Origin of the sequence: Micromonospora sp. NPDC000121 (assembly GCF_042899165.1) — a bacterium.
Taxonomy (GTDB): Bacteria; Actinomycetota; Actinomycetes; order Mycobacteriales; family Micromonosporaceae; genus Micromonospora.
In genome coordinates this window covers 29,935-52,153 of the sequence record NZ_JBIAZP010000005.1, presented here as the reverse complement: position 1 = coordinate 52,153, position 22,219 = coordinate 29,935, and the positions used below count along the sequence as shown (strand labels likewise).

Here is a 22,219-nt window from a genome sequence, read left to right as displayed (position 1 = left end):
CGACCGGCTCAGGCACGCCGGTCGCGCAGGCGAAAGGTACCAGTGTGCTCTATACCTGGACACCCTCTCCTCACCTCGGGGCCACTGTCCGTTCGGACTACATCGGACAAATGGCAGCATTTAGTGCTGCATGTCACCCGCGCGGCTCCGGGCGGAGCGTCACTGCCCGGTCGAGCAGGCCCGCCCGGCCTCGGTGACCTGGTAGATCCGCACGTGGCCCTCGCGGTGGACCAGGGTCACCCGCTTGCTGTCGTCGAGCCGCCGCTGCTCGTAGTTCGCCTCCCAGCCCTCGTAGTCGCGGCCGCCCACCACCACGTACTCGATGCCGAACCGGCGCACCGTGCAGCCCTGGTTCTTCGGTGCCTTCTTGTTGTTGACCAGCCAGCTGAGCGCCCGCCACCGATCCGTGTAGTTGTCACGGGCGACCTTCTCCAGCGGCGGGATGCCGAACAGGGTGGGCGTGCCGTAGTCGGCGTAGGACCAGGTCATGAACTGCCGGTGCCGGTCGTACGCGACCACCCCGCCCGGCGGGGTGTGCTCGGCCAGCCACTCGAAGGCCCGGGTGTAGCTCTCCCCGACCGGCGCCCGCTGCACCATCTCCTTGCGCAGCGGACGCCACGTGTCCGGCACCAGGGCGAGCGCCGCCAGGCTCAGCACCACGAGCGAAGCCGTGGCCGCGGCGGGCACGGCGGATCCGCGCAGCACCCGGGCGCGGGCGACGAGCCGCACCAGCAGCCACTGGATCCCCAGCCCGATGACGACCGCGCCGGCCACCGTGAGTACCCCGTACACCGGGAAGATCATCGAGCGGGGACGTTCGCGGACGCCGTACCAGAGGCTCGCGAGGAACTGCGCGGGCGCCGAGTCCGACGCGACGGTCCAGATCCCGATCAGCGTGAACACCACGCCGGCCACCAGCCACGGCCGGGCCCAGCGCACCTGCGGCAGCACCAGCGACAGCGGGGACGCGAGCAGGCAGGCGATGGTGATCCAGAGACCGATCTGCACGGGCAGCACGCTGAGTTGGAAGTCTGCGCCGCCCGGCACGGGGTAGCCCAGCAGCACGTAGCGCTGCGGATCGGTGACCCAGTACTCGACCGCCCCGCCCCACTGGCCGAGCAGGCTGGGCGGTTCGCTGAGCCGCTCACCACCGGCGCCCAGGATGACGCCGAGCAGGGGCAGGATCGGGACGAGACCGGCGACCGCCGTCGCGCCCACCCCCGCCGCGCTGCGGCGCCAGGCCAGCGCCTCGGGCAGCAGCACGAGCAGACCCAACGCGAGCACCCCGATGAAGAGGACGTCGTACGAGTGCATCATCACGATGCCGGCGGACGCGAGACCGGCCAGCAGGCCGAGCCGTACCGGATGCGGGCCGCGCAGGGCGAGCGCGATCAGCAGGGCGACCCCACCGGCCAGGCAGGGAGCCGTCTGCTCGTTCACCCGACCGGTGAGCAGCGAGCTCCACATCGGACCCAGGAAGACCGGAGCGGTGGCGGCGGCGGCCGCGATCACCGGCCCTCCACGGAGGACCCGGACGCAGGCGTAGATGCCGGCGGCCAGGGCGAGTGGCCCGACGACGATCGCCCACGCGGTCATCGTCGTGCTCACCAAGCCGCCGGACAGGTGGGCCGCCTGCGCCCAGGCGACGTTCTCCGCGAGGGGATAGAACTCGCAGGAGGTGACCGTGTCGGTCGAGCCGGAACTGCACGCGGAGGTGATCTCGACGCTGTTGGTGTCGAGGATGCGCCGGGTCAGGTACCCGTGGTTCATCGCGTCCCAGCCGGGAGTGGCGCCGAGCCGGCCCACCATCGCCCAGCCGTAGGCCACACCGATCACCGCCGGCACGGCGATACCGACGAGGTCGGCGCGGCGCGGCAGGACGGGCCGCAGCCGGAACCGCGACGCGAGTGAACGGCCCCGGTCGCCGTCCGCGCCGTCACCCCCGGGCTCCGCTGCCGACGGCTGCCGGTTGACCAGACCTCGGGTCACCAGTCGGGACAGCACGATCGCTGCGCCGGCCACGAGCACTTCCGCGACGAGTACCGCCGTGGCGCTGTGGGGCAGTCCGAGCCTGGGCAGCCACGCCATCGCCAGCGCGATCAGGCCGAGGGTCAGCGCGGGAGCTGCCGCCCAGGCGGCCCACCGGTAGCGCCCCGGCGGCAGCGCGAAGCCGAGCAGGGCCCCGGGCCCGACGGCCACGACGAGGGTGATGAGCGTCGTCAAGAATGGTTCCTTCCCCGCGGTGACCGCACAGACGCGGCGGCCGGAACAGTACCGGACCGTGTTCGCGCGGGTGGGGCCTGCTGCCCCAGGTGCGGGGCCCGCCAACCGGCCCAGCGAGGAATCCGCGCCGTCGTGCCTCCGGGCGGATGCCGGTGGGGCGGGGCGTCCCGCTGTTCCGGTGCCCGGCCGCGCCCTCCCGGCGGCGACCGGCCGTCCTCGGGCCCGGTGCGCGTCGGTAAACGGTGCGGTGGTCGTCAGCGGCCGGTCGAGAAGAGGCCCGGTGGTGGTGGGCTGGAGCCGGTGGCGTCCGCGTCCCGGACGACCCCCGCGCCGCCGGCGAACCGGTCCAGGTCGGCGCCGGCGACGACCCGGCCGGGAAACCAGTCGCCGGCGGCCCGCCGGGTCAGTTCCGGCACCGGAGGCTCGGTCCGCCCCGCCAGCAGCACCAGGTTGCCGTACCGGCGCCCCCGCAGCACCGCCGCGTCGGCAACCAGGCAGGCGTGGGGGAGCACCGAGCGGACTGTGGCGACCTGCCCGCGGGCGTGCCGCAGCGGCGGCCCGTCGGCCAGGTTGGCCAGGTACCAGCCGTCCGGGCGGAGCACCCGGGCCACCTCGGCGGCGTACTCGACCGAGGTCAGATGCGCCGGAGTGCGCGCGCCGGCGAACACGTCGGCCACCACCACGTCGTAGCTCGCGTCCCGGCTGCCGGCCAGCACCTCGCGCGCGTCGGCGACCCGCACCTTGAGCCGGAAGTCCGCCGGCCAGGGCAGGGCGCGGCGGACCAGGTCCACCAGCGCGCCGTCGACCTCGACCACCCGTTGAGCGGAGCCGGGCCGGGTCGCGGCCACGTAGCGGGGCAGGGTCAGCGCCCCGCCGCCGAGGTGAAGCACCCGCAGCGGCGCGCCGGCCGGGGCCACCAGGTCGATCGCGGCGGCCAGCCGCCGGACGTACTCGAACTCCAGGTGCGTGGGATCGGTCAGGTCCACGTGCGACTGCGGCGCGCCGTCCAGCAGCAGGGTCCACGACCCCGGCCGCTCCGGATCCGGCACCAGCTCGGCCAGCCCGGTGTCCACCCCCGCGGTCACCGTCTCGGCGCCCCGCCTGCGCCCCATCAGCGGCGGGCCCGGGCGGCGGCGGTGAGCACCCGGTGCAGCAGCCGCGCGTCGCCGAGCAGCGCCCGCAGCCGGCGCTCCAGGCCCGCGATCGGGATGAGGTTCTGCGGCGCCCGCGGGTCCTTGTACGGGGTGGAGGCGAACCGGGGCAGCGTCACCAGCGACAGGTCGGCCAGCTTCACCGCCTCGTCGATGCTCAGCTCGGCGGAGCACTCCATCCGGACGATGCCCGCCCACGGCGCGCCGAGGGCCACCGGCAGCCGCACATACCACGACCAGCCGCCCCACGCCGTGCCGAGCCGGAACACCGGGGACCGCTCGCCGGCCGCCAGCCCGGTGACCACCGCCGTCAGCCGGGCGTCCAGGTATTGGCTGTGCTGCGTCTTGATGTAGCCCAGGGTGCGCGGCAGCTGCCGCCGGTTGCGCAGCGGGCCGTCCACCACCAGCAGGTCGCCGTCGGTGCGGGCCGCCCCGGAGACCTCCACCTCCAGCGCGGTCAGCGGCCCCTGCACGGCGGCGGGAAGCTTGTTCAGCTCGCCGGTGCCGCTGACCCGGTGCACGGGGTAGCGGACGCTGCCGGCGACCACGTCGACCGCCGACGGGCTGGCGGTGAACAGGCCCCGGCCGACCTTCGCGCCGGCGAGCTGCGCCGCGCCGCGCTCCAGGTCGCACCGGACCACCCCGGCGGCGTACGAGGCGGCCAGGCCGGGGAAGGAGGCCCCGTCGTCCTCCGCCGTCCACACGCTCGCGTCGATCCGGCGCACCCCGTCGACCAGCAGCACCACATCGGGGGCACGCACCCCGGGGCGGGGGCCGATGGCCCGCCAGTCAACCGCGGGCAACTCCGCGTCCGCGTCGACCTGGGCGCTGCTCGGCGCGGCGGGACCGCCGCCGGACGCCTCGAACGAGGCCCCGTACGCCGGGTCCCAGGCGTCGACGAAGAACCGGGGATCGGTCACCGGGGCGTGCCTCCCGTCGTGGCCCGGGGGACGCCGCGGCGGCCCCCGCTCACCGGCCGGTCCGCTCGACGCGGGCCGACCGGGCGTCCTTGCTGACCTCGTAGCGGACCGGGATGCGCTCGGCCAGCGCGGGCACGTGGGTGACCACCCCGACCATCCGGTCGCCCCGGGCGGCCAGGCTCTCCAGCGTGGCGGCCACCGTGTCCAGGGTGGCCGCGTCGAGCGTGCCGAAGCCCTCGTCCAGCACGATCGACTCCAGGCTCGCCGCGGTGGTCGACATGCCGGCGAGCTGCTCGGACAGCGCCAGCGCCAATGCCAGCGACGCCTGGAAGGTCTCGCCGCCGGACAGGGTGCGCACGCCCCGGCGCAGCCCGGCGTCGTGGTGGTCGACGACGAAGAACTCGCCCTTGTCGTGCACCAGGTCGTACTGCCCGCCGGACAGCTCCCGCAGGATGCCCGACGCGCCGTCGACCAGCAGGTCCAACGCCTCCGCCAGCAGCCACCGCTCGAAGTTGTTGGCCCGCAGGTGCCCCGCGAGGGCCCGGGCCACCTGCGCCTCGCGCTCGTATCCGGCCCGCTGCTCGCGCAGCCCGCCGGCCTGCTCGCGGCGGCGCTCCAGCTCGCGCAGGTCGGCCTCGGCCCGCTCCAGGGCGCGGTCGGCGGCGCGTACCGGATCGTCGGTGGCCGGCAGCCCGGCGGCGGCGAAGATGTCCGCGATGCGCTCGCCGACGCCGGCCGCCACCGCCTCGGCCTCCGCCACCGCGGCGGCCCGCCCCGCCCGCTCGGCGCGGCGGCGCTCCGCCTCCGCGCCGGCCCATCCGGTGAGGACCGCCCACGCCGCGCCGAGGTCCTCCCGGTCGGCCGCCGGCGGCCCGAACCGGGCCAGCCCGTCGCGGGCGGCGTCGAACGCCCGCCAGGTCGCGCGCAGCCGCTCCTCGGCGGCGTCCACCGCCGCCCGGGCCCGCCGCGCCGCCTCCCGGCCGGCCCGCACCGCCGCCGCCGACTCCTCCAGCGCCCGGCGCAGCCGCGCGTGGTCGTCCAACTCGCGGCGCAGCACCGCCGGCTCCGCCGCCCCGGCCAACTGGCCGTCCAGCTCGGCCAGCCGGGCGTCCAGCTGGTCCTGCCGGGCCCGCGCCCGCACCAGCACCCGCTCCAGCTCCCGGGCGGCGGCGTCGCGCTCCTGCACCACCGCCTGCGCGGCCTTCGTGGCGGCCCGCGCCGCCCGGCCCGCCGCCGTGGCGGCGGCGACCGCCGAGTCCGCCGGCACCGCCGGCACCCGCGCCACCGTCTGCTCGCAGACCGGGCAGGTCGCCCCGTCGTGCAGGTGCGCCCGCAGCGCCACCGCCTGGTCGGTCGCCTTGGCCTCCTCGTGGGCCCGGAAGGCGGCCTCCAGCTCGGCCTCGGCCCGCTCGGCCGCCGCCCGCGCCCGCGCCAGCGCGGCCACCGCCGCCGCGTGCTCGCCCTGCGCCGTGCCCACCGCCGCGCGGACCGTCTCCGCCTCGCCGGCCAGCTTCTCCCGGTCGGTGTACGCCCGCAGCAGCAGCCGCAGCGCGCTCTCGTCGCCGGCCGCGGCCAGCTCGCCGCGGAGCTTCTCCTCCCGCTCCTCGGCCAGCGACACCGCCGTGCCCGCCTCGTCCGCGCCCGCCCGCGCCGACGCCACCGCCCGGGCCACCTCGGCCACGCCGTCCGGCGGGCGCACGGCGGCCAGCACCGCCAGGTCGGCGTCGAGCGCGGCCAGTGCCGCGCCCGCCTCGCGCGCCGCCTCCCGGGCCGCCGCCAGCTCCGGTACGGCCGCCGCCACCGCCCCGACCAGCTCCCGCATCCGATCGACCTGTCCGGTCGCCGCCGCCAGCGCGGCATCGTCGACGTCGACGAGCCCGGCCAGCGCCTGGTCGACCGCCTCCAGCTTCGCCTCGGCCTGCGCGGCCCGCGCGGTCGCCTTCTTCTGCACCTCCTCGTAGACCCCCAGGCCGAGCAGGTTCACCAGGATCTGCTGCCGGGTGGCCGGCTTGGCGTGCAGGAAGTCCGCGAACTGCCCCTGCGGCAGCACCACGCAGCTGGTGAACTGCTCGTACGGCAGCCCGACCGCCTCCAGGACCGCCTGCTCCATCTCGGCCGGGGTGCCGGCGACCACCTCGCCGAGGTCGTCGGGGCTCAGCCCGGTGTCGAGCTTGGTCACGTCGAAGCCGGCCGGCATGAGCTGCAACCCGGCGTTGGCCGTCTTGACGTTGCCCCGCCCGTCCCGGCGCACCACCCGGGTCGCCACGTAGCGGTCGCCGGCGGACTCGAAGACCAGCCGGACGCGCGCCTCGGTGGCCGACGGCGCGAGGGCGTTGGCCAGCCCCCGGGTGCCGCCCCAGCGGGGCACCGTGCCGTAGAGGGCGAAGCAGATCGCGTCCAGCACCGTCGACTTGCCCGAGCCCGTCGGCCCCACCAGGGCGAAGAAGTCGGCGTCGGTGAAGTCGACCGTCGTCTCGTTCCGGAAGACGGTGAAGCCCGCCATGTCCAGCCGCATCGGCCGCATCAGCGATCGACCTCCTCGAACAGTTCGTCGAAGAGCTCCCGCACACCGTCGTCGGTGTGCCCCCGGCTGTCCAGGTAGTCGGCGAAGAGCTGCCGGGGCGAGCGGCCGGCCCGCTGCGCCACCCGGGCGCCGCCGCCCGGGGCGGGCACCAGCTCGGGGTCGATCCGGATCTCCAGGGCGCGGGGGAGCAGCTCCTGGACCTCCTCGCGCAGCCCGGCGCGGGGCTGCTCCCGCACGTACACCCGCAGCCAGGCGTCCGGCACGTCCAGCTCGGCGAGCTGCGCCAGGGTGCCCCGGACCGTGCGCAGCGCCGCCGCGGCGACCACCGGCACCTCGCGGACCTGCGCCGCCGTGGTCGCGGTTACCTCGACGACCGTCACCGACGGCACGTTCTCCTGCTCGCCGAAGTCGACGGCGAGCGGGCTGCCGCTGTAGCGGATCGGGCAGGGGCCCTGGACCCGCTGCGAGCGGTGCAGGTGACCCAGCGCCACGTAGTGCGCGGTGCCCGGGAAGACGGTCGCCGGCACCGCGTAGCCGAGCACGGTGTGCGCGTCCCGCTCGCCGCCGCCGGTCGCCGCGCCGACCACGGTCAGGTGGGCGGTGACCAGGTGCACCCGGTCCGGCTCGGTGAAGCCCTCGGTCAGCCGGCCCAGCACCCGGCCCAGGTGGTCGGCGTACGTCTGGCTGGCCTCGGCGGCGGTCAGCTCGTACATCTCCACGGCCCGGATGGCGTAGCGCTGGGAGAGGAACGGCAGCGCGGCCAGCCGCCAGCGCTCGCCGCCGGCGGTGGTGCCGTCGATGACGTGCTCGTCCGGGTTCTCCCGGACGCCACCGCGCAGCGTGATCCCGGCGGCCTCGGCCCAGGGCCGCAGCGCGTCGAGGGCCTGGCCGTTGTCGTGGTTGCCGCCGATGGCCACCACGTCGGCGCCGGTGCGGCGCAGCGCGGTCAGGGCCCGGGTGACCAGCCGGGTCGCCTCGGGCGTCGGCGCGGCGGTGTCGTAGAGGTCACCGGCGACGATGACCAGGTCGGGCCGCTCGGCGCGGGCGACGTCGATCACCCCGGCGAGGACCTGCTTGTGCTCCTCGGCCCGCGACTGGCCCTTGAGGACCTTGCCGACGTGCCAGTCGGAGGTGTGCAGGATCTTCACGGTGCCAGCCTTCCGTTCGCGACTGCGGGGCTCGCAGGCTCACTCCTCGCGCTCACCGGTCCCCCTAGAACGGGATGTCGTCGTCGCTGGTGCCGCCGCCGGAGCCCACCACCGCGAACGGGTCGGCGGACTGGGTGATCGACCGGAGCGTCTCCGACGGTGCCCGACCGGCCTCGGAGACCCGGGTGGCCCAGGCCGGGAACGGGAACTCCAGGCAGAGCGGCACCGGGATGTCGGGCTGGTTGACGAACATCGTGCCGGGCTTGGCCAGCAGCGCGCGCTGCCGCTGGGCGGGCGGCAGGAAGCCGTATTCCGGGCGGGACGCCTCGGCCGGGTCGAGCCGGCCGACCACCCGGATCGCCGAGTTGGTGACGATCCGCCGCTCCACCTCGCTCGCCGTCTGCTGGGCGCCGACCAGGATCACCCCGAGCGAGCGGCCCCGCTCGGCGATGTCGAGCAGCACCTCCTTGATGGGGGAGGAACCCTCGCGGGGGGCGTACTTGTTGAGCTCGTCGAGCACCACGAAGAGCAGCGGCTTGGCGGTGCCGGCCTTCTCCTTGCGCTCGAACTCGCTCTTGAGCGTCACGCCGACCACGAAGCGCTGCGCGCGGTCCGGCAGGTTGTGCAGGTCGACCACGGTGACCTGGGCGCTCTCGGCGGTGTTGATCGAGTGCGGGCGGCGGGTGGCCAGGTCGCCCCGGATCAGCCGGGACAGGTCCTTCTTGCTGCCGATCAGCCGGCGGGCGAACGCGTTGACCGTGCCCAGCCCGACCGCGCTGCCGGCCCAGTCGGAGCGGGTCTCGTCGTCGTTGAGCTGCTCGACGACGTGGTCGACCAGGTCGGCGTACGAGCCGAGCCGCACCCCGTCGATGCTCACCCCGCCGTCGGCGGGCTGGGCGTGCCGGGCCAGGTGGGCGGCGACCGAGTGGACGACCATGGTGTATTGCTGGCGCTCGTCGTCGGCGTCGGCGAAGACGTAGGGCAGCAGGCGGTCGGCGCAGAACTCGGCGAGGGTCCAGTAGAAGCTGTCCACCCCGGTGAGGCGGCTGCTCACGTCGGGCGTGCCGGAGGAGTCGCCGACCCTGGGCGGTGCGTAGACCCGCACGTCGGGGAACGCGCCGGCGGTGAGGCCGAGCTTCGCGTAGGCGGCGCGGGTGGCGTCGTCGAGGCGGGTGTTGGGATGGTCGAGGAAGAGCAGGTCCTCGCCCTTGACGTTGAAGATGAGCGCCTTGGCGTTGACGGCGTCGCCGCCGAGCACTCCGGAGCGGAAGACCGAGTAGAGCAGGAAGGTGGCGAAGCTCGTCTTCGTGGCGACGCCGGAGATGCCGGAGATCGACACGTGCGCGCCCCGGCTGCCGTCGAGGAAGTCGGCGTTGAGGTAGACCGGCACCCCGTCGCGGCCCATCCCCATCGGGATCCGCCGCTCCATCCGGTCGAAGTGCAGCGCCCGCGCCCGGGCGTCGCCCTCGGCGCGGTGCACCACCGCGCCGGGCGACGGCGGCACGTAGAGCTCGGGGTCGACGCGGGTGGTGGTGATCTCGGCGGCCTCCTGCACCTGCGCCGGCAGGGTGCCGTCGGCGATGGCGAAGACGTCGGAGTCGAACTGGGCTCCCTCGTGCCGGGCACGCACCTGGGTGACCACCCCGGCGATCGTCACCGGCTCGCGGTCGGGCAGCTCCCGGCGGGTCACCACCACGTCGTCGAGCTGGAGGTAGCTGCCGGGGGAGACCGCCGTCCAGAACTGCAGGGGGGTGGCGTCGGCCGTGCCCAGCACCCGGCCGACCTCCTCGCCCGGGCCGTCGAACCCGTCGTCAGTCATCGGGCAACTCCGGTCGGCTGGTCGTCACGGTCGGGGCACACGTGGTGCATCCTGCCGCAGGAGTACGACAGGTTGCCACGCGACGCGGCGGACGCCACGCACCCGGCCGGCCACCCCGTCGCAGGGTGTCCGACCGAGCACGCTCAGTCGCGGGCGTACCGCAGCATCAGCGTGCCGTCGCCGGCGGCGAGCACGTGCCGCAGCGGCAGGTGACGCACCTCGCTGGGCTCCCCGGCGGTGATCCGTCCCGGGCCCGCCCCGGCGAGCAGCGGGGCGACGGTGAGGCAGACCTCGTCCACCAGGCCGGCGGCGGTGAGCGCGCCGAACAGCCGGGGCCCGCCCTCGCAGAGCAGCTCGTCGAAGCCGCGGCGGCGCAGCTCGGCCAGGCCCGCGGCGAGGTCTACCCGGTCGTCGCCGCAGCGCACCACGTCGGCGACGTCGGTCAGGCCGGGCGGCGCCGCCGCGTCGGACCGGGTGAGCACGACGGGCCGCGTCGGCGCGTCGGCGAACGCGGCCTGCGCCGGGTCGAGGTCGAGCGAGCCGGAGACGACCACCAGGGTCGGGTAATCGGGCAGGCCGCGCTCCCGGCGCCACGCCCGGCGCCGCTCGTCGAGCCGGACCGCACGGTAGCCCTCGTGCCGCAGGGTGCCGGCGGCGACGACGAGGGCGTCGCAGAGCATCCGCAGCAGGCCGAAGACGCGCTTGTCCGGCTCGCCGGAGAGCCCGGCGGAGTACCCGTCGACGGCGACCGCGCCGTCGACGCTCGTCACGAAGTTCACCCGCAGGTGGGGGCGGCCCGCTCGCCCGTAGCGCGCCGTGAGCGCGGCGTCGTCCAGCGGCTGCGCCGACGGGTCGGGCCAGAGCGCCGAAATCGGGATTCCGACGCTCATTCGCTGGCCGGACCGGTGACCGGAGGGGTGGGTCGGGGGGTACGGTGCTGGCAGTCGCACCAGTTCCGCCCCGGACAGTCGTCGTGCCGCCTCGCCCGGCACGCTCGGCAGATCATGCTCGCAGCCTATGCCGAGGAAGGATGGGACAGCATGCCGCGTCAGATCTTCCAGCTGAAGATTTCCCTGGCCGGGGTCCGGCCGTCCGTCTGGCGCCGGGTGCTCGTCCCGGGCGGCTACACGCTGGACCGGGTGCACCGGGTGGTGCAGCACGGCATGGGCTGGCGGGACTGCCACCTGCACTCGTTCGAGATCGAGGGCCGGCAGTACGGCGAGCCCGACCCCGACGGCGAGCTGGCCCTGCGCGACGAACTGGACGTCCGGCTCGACGCGGTGGTCGGCAAGGGCAGCCGGTTCCACTACACCTACGACTTCGGCGACTGGTGGGAGCACGACCTGGTGGTGGAGGACGCCTTCACCGCCGACCCCGACGAGCGTTACCCGTCCTGCCTGGACGGGGAGCGGGCGTGCCCGCCGGAGGACGTGGGCGGCCCGATCGGCTACCAGGCCCTGCTGGCCGCGCTGGCCGACCCCGGCCACCCCGAGCACCGGTCGATGCGGGACTGGGTGGGCGAGCGCTTCGACCCGGCCGCGTTCGACGCCGGCCGCGTCGCCACCCTGCTGCGTCGCTTCTGCTGAACGCCTCACCCCCGGCCGGCTCCGCATCGTGCGGCGGCGGCTGCGGTAACGATCTGGGAACGCTCCCATTCGTTCGTTGACACCCCCTGGCAGCCCCGACATGCTCGTGGGAGCGCTGCATGCCCCGCTGGCGTTCCCGTCGTCCGCCCGCGACACCGCGCGGGATCATGGAAGGTGCCGTCGCGTCGTGAGCAACCCCGCCACCCCGCCCGCCCTCGGCGTCCTCGACGACCGCACACCGCTGACCTTCCCGCCCGGCTTCCTCTGGGGCGCGGCGACCGCCGCGTACCAGGTCGAGGGCGCGGCGGCCGAGGGCGGCCGGACCCCGTCGATCTGGGACACCTTCAGCCACACCCCCGGGCGGGTGGTCGCCGGGCACACCGGCGACGTGGCCTGCGACCACTACCACCGCCTCGGGCCGGACGTCGCGCTGATGGCCGAGCTGGGGCTGCGGTCGTACCGGTTCTCGGTCTCCTGGCCCCGGGTGCAGCCCGGCGGGTCGGGCCCGGCCAACGCCGAGGGGCTGGACTTCTACCGCCGCCTCGTCGACGAGCTGCTGGCGCACGGCGTCGAGCCGTGGCTCACCCTCTACCACTGGGACCTGCCGCAACCGCTGGAGGACGCGGGCGGCTGGCCGGCCCGGGACACGGCCGCGCGGTTCGCCGACTACGCCACGCTGGTCGCCGACGCCCTCGGCGACCGGGTGCGCTACTGGACCACGCTGAACGAGCCGTGGTGCTCGGCGTTCCTGGGCTACGGCTCCGGGGTGCACGCGCCGGGCCGCTCCGACGGGGCGGACGCCGTCCGGGCCGGACACCACCTGATGCTCGGCCACGGCCTCGCCGTGCGGGCGCTGCGCGCGGCCCGGCCGGCCGCCGAGGTCGGGGTGACGGTCAACCTCTACCCGGTCACCCCGGCCAGCGACGCGCCCGCCGACGTCGACGCCGCCCGGCGCATCGACGGGCTGGCCAACCGGTTCTTCCTCGACCCGCTGCTGCGCGGGTCGTACCCGGCGGACCTGATGGCCGACCTCGCCCGGGTCACCGACTTCGGGCACGTGCGCGACGGAGACCTGGCGACCATCGCCACCCCGCTGGACCTGGTCGGCGTCAACTACTACAGCCGCCACGTCGTCGCCGCCCCGGTGGCGGGCGCCGAGCCGGAGCCGTACTGGCGGGCGCCGTCCTGCTGGCCCGGCAGCGAGGACGTCCGGTTCGTCACCCGGGGCGTCCCGGTCACCGACATGGACTGGGAGATCGACGCCCCGGGCCTGGTGGAGACGCTGCGCCGGGTGCGCGAGGAGTACACGGACCTGCCCCTCTACGTCACCGAGAACGGCGCGGCCTTCGTCGACGCGGTGGTCGACGGACGGGTCGACGACGTCGACCGGGTGGCGTACTTCGACGCCCACCTGCGCGCCGCGCACGAGGCGATCGAGGCCGGCGTGCCCCTGCGCGGATACTTCGCCTGGTCGCTGATGGACAATTTCGAATGGGCCTGGGGCTACACCAAGCGCTTCGGGATGGTCTACGTCGACTACGACAGTCAGGCCCGGATCCCCAAGTCCAGCGCCAGGTGGTACGCCGAGGTGATCCGACGCAACGGTCTGGCCGCACAATAGGCGAGGGCCAGCCAGCAACGGGCGGCCCCGGCAACCACCCGCCGAGGGCGGGGCCGGGGCCGGCCCGCCGTCGGAGGAGCAGACGATGACAACGCAGCGCACCCGGTCCCTCGGGCGCCCGACCCTCGACGCCGTCGCCGCCCGCGCCGGCGTCGGCCGCGGGACGGTCTCGCGGGTGGTCAACGGCTCACCGCAGGTGAGCCCCGAGGCGCGCGCCGCGGTGCAGCAGGCCATCGCCGAGCTGGGGTACGTGCCGAACCGCGCCGCCCGCGCCCTGGTCACCCAGCGCACCGACTCCATCGCCCTGGTCGTCTCCGAGTCCGGCGACCGGGTCTTCACCGAGCCGTTCTTCGCCGGCATCGTCCGGGGCGTCAGCTCGGGGCTGCTGGAGACCCCGCTGCAGCTCTGGCTCGCCATGGTGCAGTCGCCGGTCGAGCGGGAGCGGGTCGAGCACCACCTGACCAACCAGCACGTCGACGGGGTCCTGCTGCTGTCGCTGCACGACTCCGACCCGTTGCCCACCCTGCTGGCGGAGCGCGGCCTGCCCACCGTGCTCGGCGGGCGGCCGGCCCGGATGCTCCCGCCCGGCGCGCAGCCCGCGCACTACGTCGACGTGGACAACGTCGGCGGCGCCCGCCAGGCCGTGGAACACCTGGCTGGCCGGGGTCGGCGGCGCATCGCCACCATCGCCGGCCCGCAGGACATGGGCGCCGGCCTGGGCCGGTTGACCGGCTACAAGGAGGCGGTCGAGGCCGTCGGGGGCGCGGTCGACCCCGACCTGATCGCGTACGGGGACTTCAGCGAGGGCAGCGGGGCGGCCGGGATGCGCCGGCTGCTGGAGGTCTGCCCCGACCTCGACGCCGTCTTCGTCGCCTCCGACCTGATGGCGTTCGGCGCGCTGCGGGCGCTGCGCGAGGCGGGCCGGCGGGTGCCGGAGGACGTGGCGGTGGTCGGCTTCGACGACGCCCCGATCGCCCGGCAGTCCGACCCGCCGCTGACCACGGTCTTCCAGCCGGTGGAGGAGATGGGCCGGCAGATGGCCCGCCTGCTGGTCTCCCGCATCCGCGGCGACGAGCTCCCGTCCCCCCACATCCTGCTCGACACCCAGCTCGTCGAGCGCGCCTCCGCCTGAGCGGGTCGCGGCCGTCCCGCCTGACCGGGTCGCGGCCGCCCCGCCGTCTCCTTCTCGGCGTGTCTGCGACGCCCGGCGGGTATCCGGTCCGGCGCCTTTGGAGCTGAATCGTCTACGACATCACGGCGGTCCACCGGCTCCGTCAACCGGGCCGCCGTCCGTCCTCACTCGGCGGCTACGGGTGTCGGTCCGCCCCACTCGCCCGCCGCCCACTCGCCCGCGCCGCCGCGTAGGGCCGAGTGCGTCACTCGCACGCGCCGCCGCGTAGGGCCGAGTGCGTCACTCGCACGCGCCGCCGCGCAGGTTGCCGGCCGTCGGTGAATCGTCTGCGACATCAGCTCGAAAGGGCCGATGGGGCGGTACCCCCGCCGCCGCCGTCACCGCAAGGGCGCCGGTCGGCCCGCCCTCGCTCGGCCACCTGGTACGTCGGGCGAGCCCGGGGTCCGGCCGGCGGCGCTCGGTGGGGGTCAGTCCGACCAGCGGCGGAGTTCGCGCTTGGCGAGCGAGGCGCGGTGCACCTCGTCCGGGCCGTCGGCCAGGCGCAGGGTGCGGGCCTGGGCCCAGAGGGCGGCCAGCGGGGTGTCCTGGCTGACGCCGGCGCCGCCGTACGCCTGGATGGCCCTGTCGATCACCCACTCGGCCATCGCCGGCGTGGCGATCTTGATGGCCTGGATCTCGGTGTGCGCGCCCTTGTTGCCCACGGTGTCCATCAGCCAAGCGGTCTTGAGCACCAGCAGGCGGGCCTGCTCGATGCGCACCCGCGACTCGGCGATCCACTCGCGCACGACGCCCTGCTCGGCCAGCGGCCGGCCGAACGCGACCCGCTCGGTGACCCGCCGGCAGAGCAGCTCGAGGGCCCGCTCCGCCATGCCGACCAGCCGCATGCAGTGGTGGATCCGGCCGGGGCCGAGCCGGGCCTGGGCGATCGCGAAGCCGCCGCCCTCCGCCCCGACCAGGTTCTCCGCCGGCACCCGGACGTCGGTGAAGTCGATCTCGGCGTGCCCGCCGTGCGGGGCGTCGCTGTAGCCGAACACCGTCATGCCCCGGCGGACCGAGACGCCGGGAGTGTCCCGGGGCACCAGGACCATGCTCTGCTGGCGGTGCCGGTCGGCCCCCGGGTCGGTCTTGCCCATCACGATGAAGATCTCGCAGGCCGGGTCCATCGCCCCCGACGACCACCACTTGCGCCCGTTGATCACGTAGTGGTCGCCGTCCCGGACGATCCGGGTGGCGATGTTGGTCGCGTCCGAGGAGGCGACCTCCGGCTCGGTCATGCAGAACGCCGAACGGATCTCGCCCTCCAGCAGCGGCCGCAGCCAGCGCTCCTGCTGCTCCGGCGAACCGAACTCGGCGAGCAGCTCCATGTTGCCCGTGTCCGGCGCGGCGCAGTTGACCGCCTCCGGCGCGAGGTGCGGGCTGCGCCCGGTCAGCTCGGCCAGCGGGGCGTACTGGAGGTTGGTCAGCCCGGCACCGTGGCGCGGGTCGGGGAGGAAGAGGTTCCACAGGCCGCGCTTGCGTGCCTCGGCCTTCAGCTCCGCCAGCACCGGCGGCCGCGCCCAGGGGTCACCGGCGGCGGCGACCTGCGCGGCGTGCACCGGCTCGGCGGGATAGACGTGCTGCTCCAGGAACTCGGTCAGCTCGCCCCGCAGCGCTTGCGTGCGGGCGTCGTACGCGAAGTCCATCACCGCTCCCCGGCGGCGGTGAGCCCGTGCTCGACCAGCGGTGCCACCATGTCGCCGATCCGGTCGAAGCCCTCGCCGAGCGTCTGCCCGAGTGTGTGCCGGTAGTGGATGCCCTCGCAGATCACCGCGAGCTTGAAGCAGCCGAGCGCGACGTGCCAGTGCAGCGGCCCCACGTCGACGTCGCCGCGCCCGGCGTACCGCTCGATCAGCTCCGACCCGGTGGGGAAGCCGGCGCGCGGGCCGAGCCCGTCGGCGACCGGGTTGCCGGCCGCCGCGTCGCTGCCGCCGAGCACGTCCCAGTAGGTCAGCAGCAGCCCGAGATCGGCCAGCGGGTCGCCGAGGGTGGCCATCTCCCAGTCGAGCACCGACCGGACGGCCACCGGGTCGACGGTGGCGAGGAGGTTGTCCAGCCGGTAGTCGCCGTGCACGATCCGGCCCGCGTTGGCGCCCTCCGGCGCGGTGGCGGCGAGCAGGTCGCGCAGCTCCTCGATGCCGGGCAGCGGCCGGCTGCGGGAGCGGTCGAGCTGGCCGGACCAGCGGCGGACCTGCCGGGCGAGGTAGCCCTCCGGCCGGCCGAAGTCGCCCAGCCCCACCGACGCCGGCTCGACGGCGTGCAGGGCGGCGAGGGTGTCCATCATCGCCATCGCCAGCTCCCGGCGCTGGCCGGCGGTGAGCGGGTCCGTCTGGGCGCGGGTGCGGAACACCTCGCCGCGCACCCGCTCCATCAGGTAGAAGGGCGCGCCGATCACCTCGGGGTCAGCGCACAGCAGCAGCGCCCGCGGCACCGGCACGTCGGTCGGCGCCAGCGCGGAGATCACCCGGTGCTCCCGGGCCATGTCGTGCGCGGTGGCCAGCACGTGCCCGAGCGGCGGGCGGCGCAACACGAGCTCCTGCCCGCCGGCGTGCAGCAGGTAGGTCAGGTTCGACTTGCCGCCGGCGATCAGCCGGGCCCGCAGCGGACCGTCGGCCAGCTCGGGCCGGTGCCGCGCCAGGTAGCCGGCGAGCCGGGCCAGATCCAACCCCCGGGGCGAGGCGGCGGGGGCGGCGCCGTTCCCCGGCCCGTGCGCGTCGACGGCCGGCTCGGTCATCCGATTAGTTGATGGCAGCCCCGCCAGGTTGTCAAGGTCGGATGTGACCCCCGGGACATGCCGCCGCAACAGGGGGGAAACGGCCACGGGTCAGGCTGGTGCCCAGCCTGCCGGCCAGCGGTGCCGGCCCGCCGAGCGGAGGGTTCAGACATGTTGCTGCGAGTTCGGGTCACCCTGCCGGACCGTCCGGGCACGCTCGGCCAGGTGGCGCGCACCATGGGCGTGTCCGGCGCGGACATCGTCCAGGTGGTCGTCCTGGAGCGGCTCGGCGGGCGGGCGGTGGACGACTTCACCGTGGTCTGGCCGGGCGCGGCGCGGGTGGAGCGGCTGTTGGCCGGCCTGGCCGCGATCCCCGGGGTCCGGGTGGACGGGGTGTGGCGGGCGATCGGCGCGCCCACCACCACCGGGCAGGACGCCGAACTGCTGGCCCAGGTCGCGGCGAACCCCGCCGAGGGGGTGGCGACCCTGGTCGACGCCGTGCCCGGGCTGCTCGCCGCGGACTGGGCCGTGGCCGCGGCGGTGCCCGTGGACTGGGCCGCGCGGACCGGCACCACCGGGGAGGTGACCGTCGGCTACGCGAGCTGGCGCGCCCCCGTACCGCCGCGGCTGCCGGAGGTGACCCCGCTGCGCGCCCGGGCGATGACCGCGCCCGACGGGGAGCACTTCGCGGTCGCGCCGTTCGGCCGGGCCGGCCTGGTGCTGGTGGTGGCCCGCGAGCGCACCGGGACGCCGGCCGCGGCGGCGTTCCACGCCACCGAGGTGGACCGGCTGGCGCAGCTCGTCCGGGCCAGCGCGGTGATCCTCGGCGACCGGCTCGACCTGGTCGGGGCCCCGCCGGCGGTGGCGAACCCCTGAGCCCGGCCCGCCCGGTGGTGACTGTGGCGCAGGTCGCGGCGGCCGATCCGAGCCGTCACCGCAGGGCAACCGGCCCGCAACAGGCACCGGCGAGGGTCGTACGGGAGAAGGGGAGGCAACCATGACGCTGTGGCGGATCCGGGCGACCGTGGACGACCGGCCGGGCTATCTGTCGGTGCTCACGGCCAGCCTGGCGTTGCGCGGGGTCAACATCCTCGCCGTGCAGGTGCACACCACCGAGCGGGGGGCGGTCGACGACTTCCTGGTCGACGCGCCCGACACGCTCGCCGAGGCCGACCTCGTCGCCGCCGTGGAGCGGGGGCGGGGGCGGGACTGCTGGGTCGCCCGCAGCGAGGCGCGCGGGCTGGCCGACGAGCCCACCCGGGTGCTCGGCCTGGCCAACCGGCTGGTGCGGGACCCGGACGCGGCCGGAGAGGCGCTGCGCACCCTGCTCGGCGCGGACACGGTCACCTGGCGGCCCGCGCCGGCCGGCACCGGCGCCGGGATCACCGGCACCACCATGCTGCTCGCCGACCCGGGCGGGGGCTCGTTCGCGCTGCGCCGGGCCGCTCCCGGCTTCACCCCCGCCGAGTACGCCCGGGCCCAGGCGCTGGCGGAGCTGTCCGCCACCGTCGCGCGCCGGGCCGCCGAGCAGGCCACCCTGGTCCTGCCCGACGGCGCCGAGGCGGTCGTACGCCCGGCGGGCGCCGACGACCTGCCGGGCGTCGTCGAGCTGCACGAGGCCTGCTCGGCGCGCAGCCGGCACCGCCGCTACCTGGGTGGCGCGGCGATGCCCTCGGCGGCCCGGCTGCGCCGGCTGCTGGAGCCGGCCCAGGGCCTGACCCTGCTCGCCACGGCCGGCGGCGACGCCGGGCCGACGGAGACGGTGGTGGCGATGGCGAACCTGCTCGCCGAGGGCGACGAGGCGGAGGTGGCGCTGCTGGTCCGCGACGACTGGCAGCGGCGGGGGCTCGGCTCGGCCCTGCTGCGCCGGCTGGTCCGGCACGCCGATCAGGCCGGGTACGCGGCCCTGGTGCTGCACGTCCACGTGGAGAACGCCCCGATGCTGCGCACCCTGCGGCGGCTCGGCCGACCGATGCCGACCGAGCGCGACGGCGCCGTGCTCACCCTCACCGTCCCGCTCGCCGCCGGGGCCACCGTGGAAGGACGGGCACCTCGGTGACGCCCGGCAGCGGAATGCGGGGGTGACGGGAGGGCCCCCGGCCAACAGGATGCGTTGACGGAGGGCCCTTCCCCGCACCTCAGGTCGTCGGGTAGCTGCTGTAGTCGGGGAAGTTGCCGTAGAGGCGGCCGTCGCCGCCCACGGTGACCGCCTGCACCAGCAGGTCGCCGCCGACGAAGGCGCCCTTCCAGGAGGCGCCCCGACCGCCGAACGGCTCCTCCCGGTCGCCCCGCGAGCGCGGCTTGTTGATGCCCACCTTGAACGCCTGGAGGTCGACCGCCAACTTCCCGGCCAGCTCCTCGTCGTCGCAGGCGAGCGAGGCGACCAGCGCGCCGTTGGAGGCGTTCATGGCGGCCAGCAGTTCGTCGGTGGTGTCCACCACCACGATGGTGTCGACCGGGCCGAACGGCTCGGCGTGCATCAGCCGGGACCGGCCGGGCGGAGCCAGCAGCACCGACGGCGCCACGTACGCGGAGGTGTCCTGCCCGTCCAGGAACGGCGCGTTGTCGAGCTTGCCCCGGTGCAGCGGGATCGCGCCGCCGCGTACCGCCTCGTCGACCTTGCGGCGCAGCTCGTCGGCCTTGGCGGCGCTGATCAGCGGACCGAAGTCCAGCTCGGGCAGCGGGTCCCCGGCGGTCCAGTCGGCGCCGACGGCGAGCGGGTGTCCGAACCGGACCGAACGCACCACCGGCAGGTACATGTCGAGGAACTCGTCGACCAGGTCCCGCTGGACCACGAAGCGCGGGTACGCGGTGCAGCGCTGCTTGCCGTACTCGAAGCCCTTCTTGAGGTGCCCGGCGAGCAGGTCCCACTGCGAGAAGTTCCAGATGCCCCAGGCGTTGAGGCCCTCCTGCTCGATGAAGTGCCGCTTGTCGGAGTCGAGCAGGGCGGCGGCGACCTTGCCGCCGTTGGAGCGCCCGCCGACGAACGCCACCGCGCCGATCTCCGGCGCCCGGACGAGGACCTCGGACAGCTCCTCGCCGCCGCCGGAGACCAGGGCGGCGGGCAGCCCGGCGCGGCGCATCAGCGCGTGCGCGACGGTGAGGCAGACCGCCCCGCCCTGGGACGGGGTCTTGGCGATGACCGCGTTGCCGGCGAGCAGCTGCACCAGCTCGGCGTGCACGAGCACGCTCATCGGGTAGTTCCACGACGCGATGTTGCTGACCGGGCCGGGCAGCGGCTCCCGGCCGTCGGCGAGCATCCGGTCGATCTCGCCGACGTACCAGCGGACGCCGTCCAGCGCCCGGTCCACGTCGGCGCAGGCCAGCCGCCACGGCTTGCCGATCTCCCAGACCAGCAGCAGGGCGAGCAGGTCGCGGTGGGCGGTGAGGGCGTCCAGCGCGTCGGTGACCCGGGCCTTGCGCTCGGCGAGCGGGGTGTCGGCCCAGGCGCGGTGCGCGGCGGCGGCGTGCGCGACCGCGGCGCGCGCGGTCTCCGCGTCGAGGCGGGCCAGGTTGACCAGGACGGTGTTGTCGACCGGGGTGCGGACCGGGCTGGGCGTGCCCACCGGGTGCCAGTCGCCGCGCACGAGGTTGTGCAGCGTGGTGACGCCGTCGACCGGGGGGCCGAACGCCTCCGGCGCGGCGGCCACCGCGCGGGCGAGGGTGTCGGACCAGGCGGTGCCGTCGGCGAGTCGTAGAGCCATCGCGTTCTCCTCAGGGTTGGCCGGGGGAGCGGCGGCGTCGATGGCACCGCTGGTGTCGCGTACTGTCGCGCGCCGGAAAGCGGCGCGGCAACAGTACGTTCGTATGCCGGAACGCCCGGCCCGCGCCCGGCCGGCCGTGGCGCGACCTACCGGCCCCCGACCGCAGCTCTGAGCTGGTCGTACGCGGACAAACGATCCATTGACTTAGATGATGTGATGAATGTCCGGGCGGCGTCGACCGGCCTGCCGTCGGTGGCTTCGGAGCCGGCCGACGCCGGGCCGGTCGGCCGGGCGCGAGCGGCTCCGACGGACCGACGCGCTGGCCGTCGGGTCGGGACGTGGCGTCGGCCGACGGGCGCCACGGCGGCCGGGCGGTCGAAAAGGCGACCGGCCGCCGGACGAGGTGTCCGGCGGCCGGTCGGGCGTCAGGTGGGTCAGCTGGTGAAGGTGACGTTGTCGCGCCGGCGGCGCAGCATCAGCAGCGCGCCGCCGCCGATCAGGGCGAGGCCGCCCAGCGCGATGCTGGTGGTCGCCACGCCGGTCAGCGGCAGGCCGCCCTCGTCCTCGTCGTCGCCGCCACCGCTGCCGCCCGTGCTCTCCGACGGCGTGACGGACGTCGACGGCGAGACCGACTCCGACGGCGAGACGGACCCGCCCGGGGAGGTGGACTCCGACGGGGACACCGACGTCGAGGGCGACACCGAGGTCGACGGCGACGGGGAGGTCGACGTCGTGGGGGTCGGGCTCGGGGACTGCGTCGAGGTGGTGCCGGCGCAGGTGTGGCTCAGGTTGAACTTGTCGGCGGTGCCGCTGATGGTGGCGCTGCCGTCCAGCAGGGTCCAGCCGGCCGGGGTGAACACGTAGGCGTGGATGACCCGGCCGCCCGCGGAGTAGAGGTGGTCGGGGTAGGCGTCGGAGGCGTCCGGCACCTTCACGGTCACCGGGCCGGTGCCGTTGTCGAAGGTCAGGGTGAGGCTCTCGAAGCTTCCGGACTTCGCGCCGCCGGGAAGCACGAAGTGCCACCCGTCCTGCCCGGCCGTGAGGCCGTCGAAGCGCTCGTCCTCGCACTCCTGCGTGGAGAAGCCGCTGGCGGTCTCGTCCTTGTGGTCGGGGTTGATCTGGATGGTGCTCGACGCCCAGGCCGGGGTGGCGAGTGCGAGACAGGCCGTGGCGGCGACTGTGGAAACGGCCGCGCGCGCCACGCGCCGACGGTGTGCCATGAGGGCTCCTCTGGAGTTGATCGAGGGGACAGCACATGATCGCACGCCGCGTGACGGTCGTGGACATCGGTCTATCGGATTGAGCTGCGGCGACGCGGCAGGATCGAGCGGCTCGGCGTCGAAATTCCGCACTTCCCTCAGGCGTGTCGACGTAACGCGATCGGCCCCGCGGACGCTCCGGCCCGCCGGGGCCCGGTCCATCCTGGCGGTCGTCACGGCACCCACACCGGCCCGGGCCCCGGCCCGCCGGGCTCTCGGGCGGCACCCCTGCGCCGTCCCCTGAGGCTCGCCGGTCGAGCGGATCTTGGACGGTTCCCGTTCGCGACGCGCGGGAACCGTCCAAGATTCACTTCACGGGCCGCCAGCCGCCTGGTCGAACGCCAGCCAGTCGAGGGCGTCGGCCCCGTCGGCGGGAGGGGCGG

16 protein-coding genes are annotated in these 22,219 nt (G+C 75.3%); 5 read left to right on the top strand and 11 right to left on the bottom strand.

Annotated features, from left to right (window positions below; all coding sequences use genetic code 11):
* Positions 1–159: 159 nt before the first annotated feature.
* From ACFY23_RS16240 to ACFY23_RS16210, 7 genes are all read right to left on the bottom strand, one after another.
* Complete coding sequence (locus tag ACFY23_RS16240) at positions 160–2,223, bottom strand: DUF6541 family protein (RefSeq protein ID WP_350683769.1); 2,064 nt, start codon at positions 2,221–2,223, stop codon at positions 160–162.
* 254 nt (positions 2,224–2,477) lie between these two features.
* Positions 2,478–3,335: a fused MFS/spermidine synthase gene (locus ACFY23_RS16235; protein ID WP_350683767.1), complete on the bottom strand. Its 858-nt coding sequence runs from the start codon at positions 3,333–3,335 to the stop codon at positions 2,478–2,480.
* Positions 3,335–4,294, bottom strand: a complete 960-nt coding sequence (locus ACFY23_RS16230; RefSeq protein ID WP_350683765.1) for a hypothetical protein — start codon at positions 4,292–4,294, stop codon at positions 3,335–3,337. Before ACFY23_RS16230 ends, ACFY23_RS16235 begins: the two co-directional genes overlap by 1 nt.
* Positions 4,295–4,343: 49 nt before the next feature.
* A complete protein-coding gene (locus ACFY23_RS16225) occupies positions 4,344–6,818 on the bottom strand; it encodes an SMC family ATPase (RefSeq protein ID WP_350819088.1) in 2,475 nt (824 codons plus the stop codon).
* Positions 6,818–7,966, bottom strand: a complete 1,149-nt coding sequence (locus tag ACFY23_RS16220) for an exonuclease SbcCD subunit D (RefSeq protein WP_350683838.1) — start codon at positions 7,964–7,966, stop codon at positions 6,818–6,820. Before ACFY23_RS16220 ends, ACFY23_RS16225 begins: the two co-directional genes overlap by 1 nt.
* A gap of 64 nt (positions 7,967–8,030) precedes the next feature.
* Positions 8,031–9,785, bottom strand: coding sequence for an ATP-binding protein (locus ACFY23_RS16215; RefSeq protein WP_350683840.1), 1,755 nt, complete (start codon positions 9,783–9,785; stop codon positions 8,031–8,033).
* A 143-nt stretch (positions 9,786–9,928) separates the two neighbouring features.
* Positions 9,929–10,675, bottom strand: coding sequence for a pyrimidine reductase family protein (locus ACFY23_RS16210; protein WP_350683842.1), 747 nt, complete (start codon positions 10,673–10,675; stop codon positions 9,929–9,931).
* A 150-nt stretch (positions 10,676–10,825) separates the two neighbouring features.
* Here ACFY23_RS16210 and ACFY23_RS16205 point away from each other — a divergent pair, with 150 nt between their 5' ends.
* The 3 genes from ACFY23_RS16205 to ACFY23_RS16195 all read left to right on the top strand — a co-directional run bounded on the left by ACFY23_RS16205 (position 10,826) and on the right by ACFY23_RS16195 (position 14,124).
* On the top strand, positions 10,826–11,371 hold the full coding sequence (locus tag ACFY23_RS16205; protein WP_350683843.1) for a plasmid pRiA4b ORF-3 family protein: 546 nt from the start codon (positions 10,826–10,828) through the stop codon (positions 11,369–11,371).
* A 187-nt stretch (positions 11,372–11,558) separates the two neighbouring features.
* Positions 11,559–12,992, top strand: a complete 1,434-nt coding sequence (locus ACFY23_RS16200; protein ID WP_350683845.1) for a GH1 family beta-glucosidase — start codon at positions 11,559–11,561, stop codon at positions 12,990–12,992.
* A gap of 85 nt (positions 12,993–13,077) precedes the next feature.
* Complete coding sequence (locus ACFY23_RS16195) at positions 13,078–14,124, top strand: LacI family DNA-binding transcriptional regulator (RefSeq protein ID WP_350683847.1); 1,047 nt, start codon at positions 13,078–13,080, stop codon at positions 14,122–14,124.
* A 467-nt stretch (positions 14,125–14,591) separates the two neighbouring features.
* Here ACFY23_RS16195 and ACFY23_RS16190 read toward each other — a convergent pair whose 3' ends face one another.
* Positions 14,592–15,806 (bottom strand): acyl-CoA dehydrogenase family protein, encoded by a 1,215-nt coding sequence (locus ACFY23_RS16190; RefSeq protein WP_350683849.1) that lies wholly within the window; start codon positions 15,804–15,806, stop codon positions 14,592–14,594.
* Positions 15,806–16,894, bottom strand: a complete 1,089-nt coding sequence (locus ACFY23_RS16185) for a phosphotransferase family protein (protein WP_350683851.1) — start codon at positions 16,892–16,894, stop codon at positions 15,806–15,808. The genes ACFY23_RS16190 and ACFY23_RS16185 overlap by 1 nt, the downstream gene beginning before the upstream one ends.
* A gap of 150 nt (positions 16,895–17,044) precedes the next feature.
* Here ACFY23_RS16185 and ACFY23_RS16180 point away from each other — a divergent pair, with 150 nt between their 5' ends.
* On the top strand, positions 17,045–17,749 hold the full coding sequence (locus ACFY23_RS16180) for an amino acid-binding protein (protein WP_350683853.1): 705 nt from the start codon (positions 17,045–17,047) through the stop codon (positions 17,747–17,749).
* Between the two features lie 121 nt (positions 17,750–17,870).
* A complete protein-coding gene (locus tag ACFY23_RS16175) occupies positions 17,871–18,932 on the top strand; it encodes a GNAT family N-acetyltransferase (protein ID WP_350683855.1) in 1,062 nt (353 codons plus the stop codon).
* Positions 18,933–19,011: 79 nt separating this feature from the next.
* Here the strand turns inward: ACFY23_RS16175 and ACFY23_RS16170 are convergent, their stop codons facing one another.
* Together ACFY23_RS16170 and ACFY23_RS16165 are read right to left on the bottom strand one after the other, a co-directional pair.
* On the bottom strand, positions 19,012–20,577 hold the full coding sequence (locus tag ACFY23_RS16170) for an aldehyde dehydrogenase family protein (protein WP_350683857.1): 1,566 nt from the start codon (positions 20,575–20,577) through the stop codon (positions 19,012–19,014).
* Positions 20,578–21,011: 434 nt separating this feature from the next.
* Entirely contained in the window at positions 21,012–21,797 is a 786-nt protein-coding gene (locus ACFY23_RS16165) for an LPXTG cell wall anchor domain-containing protein (RefSeq protein ID WP_350683859.1), read from the bottom strand.
* Positions 21,798–22,219 lie beyond the last annotated feature (422 nt).